The organism is Deinococcus pimensis DSM 21231 (genome assembly GCF_000519345.1).
Lineage (GTDB): Bacteria > Deinococcota > Deinococci > Deinococcales > Deinococcaceae > Deinococcus_A > Deinococcus_A pimensis.
Genome location: NZ_KI912624.1, coordinates 1 through 4,019 on the forward strand (window position 1 = coordinate 1; position 4,019 = coordinate 4,019).

Annotated in this window: 5 protein-coding genes; all 5 read right to left on the reverse strand. The window is 71.5% G+C overall.

The annotated features are described in order from the left end of the window. Window positions 1-364: hypothetical protein (locus DEIPI_RS0102525; RefSeq protein WP_045233511.1), on the reverse strand; the 364-nt coding region annotated here is incomplete at its 3' end. 21 nt (window positions 365-385) lie between these two features. Then, on the reverse strand, window positions 386-1,090 hold the full coding sequence (locus DEIPI_RS0102530; protein ID WP_027480733.1) for a 16S rRNA (uracil(1498)-N(3))-methyltransferase: 705 nt from the start codon (window positions 1,088-1,090) through the stop codon (window positions 386-388). Then, on the reverse strand, window positions 1,087-1,950 hold the full coding sequence (locus tag DEIPI_RS0102535; protein WP_027480734.1) for a 50S ribosomal protein L11 methyltransferase: 864 nt from the start codon (window positions 1,948-1,950) through the stop codon (window positions 1,087-1,089). Before DEIPI_RS0102535 ends, DEIPI_RS0102530 begins: the two co-directional genes overlap by 4 nt. 40 nt (window positions 1,951-1,990) lie before the next feature. Then, window positions 1,991-2,479 (reverse strand): hypothetical protein, encoded by a 489-nt coding sequence (locus DEIPI_RS35230; protein ID WP_211238229.1) that lies wholly within the window; start codon window positions 2,477-2,479, stop codon window positions 1,991-1,993. Further along, a partial coding sequence (locus DEIPI_RS35235) for a Tle-like phospholipase domain-containing protein (protein WP_211238230.1) occupies window positions 2,479-4,019 on the reverse strand: 1,541 nt, incomplete at its 5' end. The genes DEIPI_RS35235 and DEIPI_RS35230, both read right to left, overlap by 1 nt.

Sequence of the window (4,019 nt, forward strand, 5' to 3'; positions counted from 1 at the left end):
CGAACTGCCGCAGCACGTTCCCCTCGAAGCTCACGACCGCGCGGTAGTTGCCCTGCTCGGGCGCGGTGGTCCGCAGGGTCGCGGCGGGCTCCTTCGCGTCGAGGTACACCGCGTCCCGCCCGAGTTCCGTGTCGTCGCGGAACCACGCGACCGTCACGAAGCCGCCCCCGCCGCGCGGGTCGAGCCGCACGCTCAGCACGAGCTCCTGGCCCTGCCGGACGAGACTGCCGCCCGACAGGCGCGTCGGGAGCTCGCCGCGCACCTCCTGCGGGATGACCGGGAAGCTGGTGTAGCGGCACCCCGACAGGAGCGCCGCCAGCAGGGCGAGCGTGGCCGCCGAACGAACAGGTCTGGAATGAGGCATGAATGCAACCTTTCCGCGGCCCTACACGCCCGTCGCGGCGATCGCGCCGAGCAGGGCGAGGGGCGCCGTCTCGGCGCGCAGCACGCGCCTCCCGAGCGTCACCGCGTGATACCCGCGCGAGGTCAGCAGGGCCACCTCCTCGTCGGAGAAGCCGCCCTCGGGGCCGCTCACGAGCGTCACGCTACCCGACCAGTCGAGGAGTTCCGTGAGGCGCGCGGAGCTTCCCACGTGCGCGACGAAGCCCTGTCCGCCCGCGCCCTCCCCCACGGCCTGAAGCTCCTTCAACGGGATGGGCGCGAGCACCTCCGGCACGACCGCGCGGCGCGACTGCTTGCTCGCCTCCGCCGCGACGCGGCGGAGGCGTTCGAGCTTCTGCGCGCCGATGTCCGGCACGTCCGCGTGGCGCGTCGTGAGGAGCTGCACGCGCGCCACGCCGAGTTCCGTGGAGGCGCGCACCACGTCCGCGAGCTTGTCGCCCTTGAGGAGCGCCACCGCGAGCGTCACGGGCGTGGGCGTCTCCGGCGTGGCGTTCACCTCCGCGCCGAGCCGCAGCAGCGCGCCGAAGTCGTGCACGCGCTCCACCGTTGCCTCCGCCTGGCGTCCCTGCCGGTTGAAGACGCGCACCAGGTCCCCCGGCCTGAGGCGCAGCACCCGCAGGTGCCGCGCCTCGCCCGGCGGGAGCGTCACGAGCTCCGCGAGGGCCTCCACGCGCACGCGGTGCGTCATGACGCGCGCGCCGTCACGAGCGCCCACTCGCCGCTCTCCCGCACGCGGGCGTCCGAGAAGCCCTCGCGCTCCAGCGCGGCCAGCACGATCGGCAGGCGGTCCGTCAGGATGCCCGTGAGGACCACGTGCCCCCCGTCCGTGATGACGTCCCGGTACTGCCCCACGAGGACGTCGTGCAGTTCCGCGTAGAGGTTCGCGACGACCACGTCGTACGCGGTCGCGCCGATCTCCGAGAGGAGCGCGTCGTCGATGGTGCCCTCCGCGAACAGGAGCTTCCCGCCCGTCTCCGGGTTCGTGACGACGCCCGTGCCCGAGTCGGTGAAGCCGTTCATGCGGGCGTTCTCGAACGCGGCGGGAATCGTGATGGGGTCGATGTCCACGCCCACCGCGAGGCCCGCGCCCAGCATGGACGCCGCGAGCGCCAGCACACCCGAGCCCGTCCCGACGTCCAGCACGCGCGCGAGGCGACGCCCCTCCACCACCGGCCCGACGGCGCTCATGTCCAGCTCGGAGAGCGCCTCCACCGCCATGCGCGTCGTCGCGTGATGCCCCGTCCCGAAGGCCATGCCCACCTCGATCACGAGGGGCGTGCTGCCCGCCGCGACCTCCGCCGTCTGCCAGGGCGCCACGATCGTGAAGCGCCCCGCCGGGACGGGTTTCAGGTCCCGCTTGAACTGCTCCTGCCAGTCCTGCTCGGGCTCCTCGGCCCACTCGCCGTCCAGCGGCAGGTCCGCGCGTTCGGAGAAGTACGCCCGCACGAGCCCCGCGCGCTCCTCCAGCCCCGTCGCGCCCGCGTCCCACAGGGTCTCCAGGTCCGCCTCGCGCGAGTCGAGGGTACCCGGCATCGAAAAGATCCACATGCGGCCAGTGTAGAGCGGGCGAGGAGGAAGGGAGGGGGGCTCACTCGTCGCGGACTGACATCATGACGCGGACGAGGCCGGAGTACTCTTCGAGCTGCTGATAGGTCGGGGCAGCGATCCCGGCATCACGTCGTTGGTAGGACAATCCGAGTTCGTACCGTTCCTGATGTCGAAAGACGAAGCCACCACTGAGGAGCCCGTAATCGTCCCGCCATCCGTCGGACGCGTACAAGTCCTTGCCCAGTTTCTGCGCGACTCTCTGCGCAAACTCATCTACTTTGATCGCGGAGGCGAAACAACGTTGAAAAAAGCCCTCACGCTTCAACGTTGTCGTGGGATCGCAAGGCAGAGGCTCCAAATCAAACTCCCTCTGCGCGAACTCAACGGCCTCTGCAAAAACCTCACTCATCGGTCTATCTGGGGTCATCAGATCTCCTGTCATGTTCATTACGCTTGGCCACCAGGCCAAGGCATACCAGGCGAAGGTCGGTACGAGGAGCAGCAGTGGCCAATTCTTTCGCCAGCCCATCACTTCCTCTCCTCGCGGTACAGATCCTCGCCATCCGGATGCCAGGAGTACCAGTGCTGCAAGAGCTCCGAAAGCAGGTCCTGTGTGGCTCGATCCGGCACCTTCACCACCGCCCCCACCTTGAGCCCCATTCGGTCGAGCAGGTCGTCCACGAGGCGCGCGCCGACGGGCGTCCGGACAGCGCGGCCGATCATCTCGCGGGTGTCCTTCACGAGGCCGAGCTTCACCGCCAGGTCGTGCGCGGCCTGCGTGACGGTGATCTCCGTGGTGGCTTCGAGCCAGGCGCGGATCGGCGCGAGGGCCGCCGCGAGGGTGGTGCGTTCGCGGCGCAGGCGGGCGGGGTCGAGGGCGCGGACGCGCCGCTCGACCTCCTCCAGCAGGAGGTTGTAGGCGAGGTTCGCGCGGAAGGTGCGCTCCAGCCGCGCGCCGTAGAGGGCGGGGAGCGCCGCCCGGCGCGCGGTTTCGGCGCTCAGGGTGACGTCGTCCCTCGTGTGGGTGAGGTCGTGCAGGACGTTCCAGACCTCGCTGGGCCGACCCGTGGAGGGGTCGGGCTTCAGCGCGTCCGGGTCGACCGCGCCGTACTTCAGCAGGGCCTGCCGTTCGGGCGTGAGGGGGCCCGGCTGGTGGGCGAGCATGCCCGCGAGGACGAGGTTGTTGTGCGTGACGGTGGGCGCGGAGAGCGCGGCCTCGCGTTTCCAGCGGTGTCCGTCGTTCTCGTAGCGTTCGAAGGTGCGGACCTCGCCGGGGAGTCTGGCCTGACCGCCGAGCGGCACGACGTCCGTGGTGGTGCGGTAGTGCCGGACCTGCACCCGGTCTCTCGCGGGGCGGTGGAGGTTGTAGCGGTCGATGGCGCGGACGCCCTCCCGGTCGATGCCGGGCGACGCCCAGGTGAGCACCTGCCGCACGGCGCCCGGGGCGCGGCTCGCGGCGATCTGCGCGAGGGCCCCGCCGAGGGAGTGCCCGGTGACGACGACGCGGCCCCCTCGGGAGGCGCGGGCGCCCGCGTGGAGGTTGCGTTCGACGAGCTCGGCGTTGGGGAGGTACTGGCCGTACCCGACGCCGAGGCGGTTGAAGTCGCCGAGGTCGGTGTCGACGGCGCTCTCGCGCGAGGCGCCCGTGACGTTCCCGAGGGGACTCGCCAGGACGGTCTCGGTGCCGCGGAAGGTGACGAAGGTGTCGTCGAAGGTGCCGCGCACGCCCTCGCGGGGCTGGAAGACGCGCATCTGGAGGCCCCAGCGTCCGAAGACGGCGGGGCGGGCGCGGTAGCCGAACGCGTCGAGGAGCGCGGCGGGATGCCGGGGGTCGCGGGTCTGCTTGGCGTCGACGAGGTCGTCGTGGTTGGCGTAGGCGAGGCTGACGGTGAGCTGCTCGGCGAAGGCGTCGAAGGTGAGGTGCTCCGCGAGGTCGTGGTCGAGGAGCCGGGCGGCCTCGCGGCGGGCGGGAAGGTCGCTCCGCAGGGCGGTCATGACGTCGTTCAGGAGGGGCCGCCCGGCCTGCCGGGCGTAGGCGGCGCGGACGACCCCCGCGCGCGGGTCCTTCG

What these genes read in the sequence shown, in the direction of transcription:
- DEIPI_RS0102530 (WP_027480733.1), bottom strand. Translation starts at nt 1,090, where the DNA reads ATGACGCACCGCGTGCGCGTGGAGGCCCTCGCGGAGCTCGTGACGCTC.
- DEIPI_RS0102535 (WP_027480734.1), bottom strand. Translation starts at nt 1,950, where the DNA reads ATGTGGATCTTTTCGATGCCGGGTACCCTCGACTCGCGCGAGGCGGAC.
- DEIPI_RS35230 (WP_211238229.1), bottom strand. Translation starts at nt 2,479, where the DNA reads ATGGGCTGGCGAAAGAATTGGCCACTGCTGCTCCTCGTACCGACCTTC.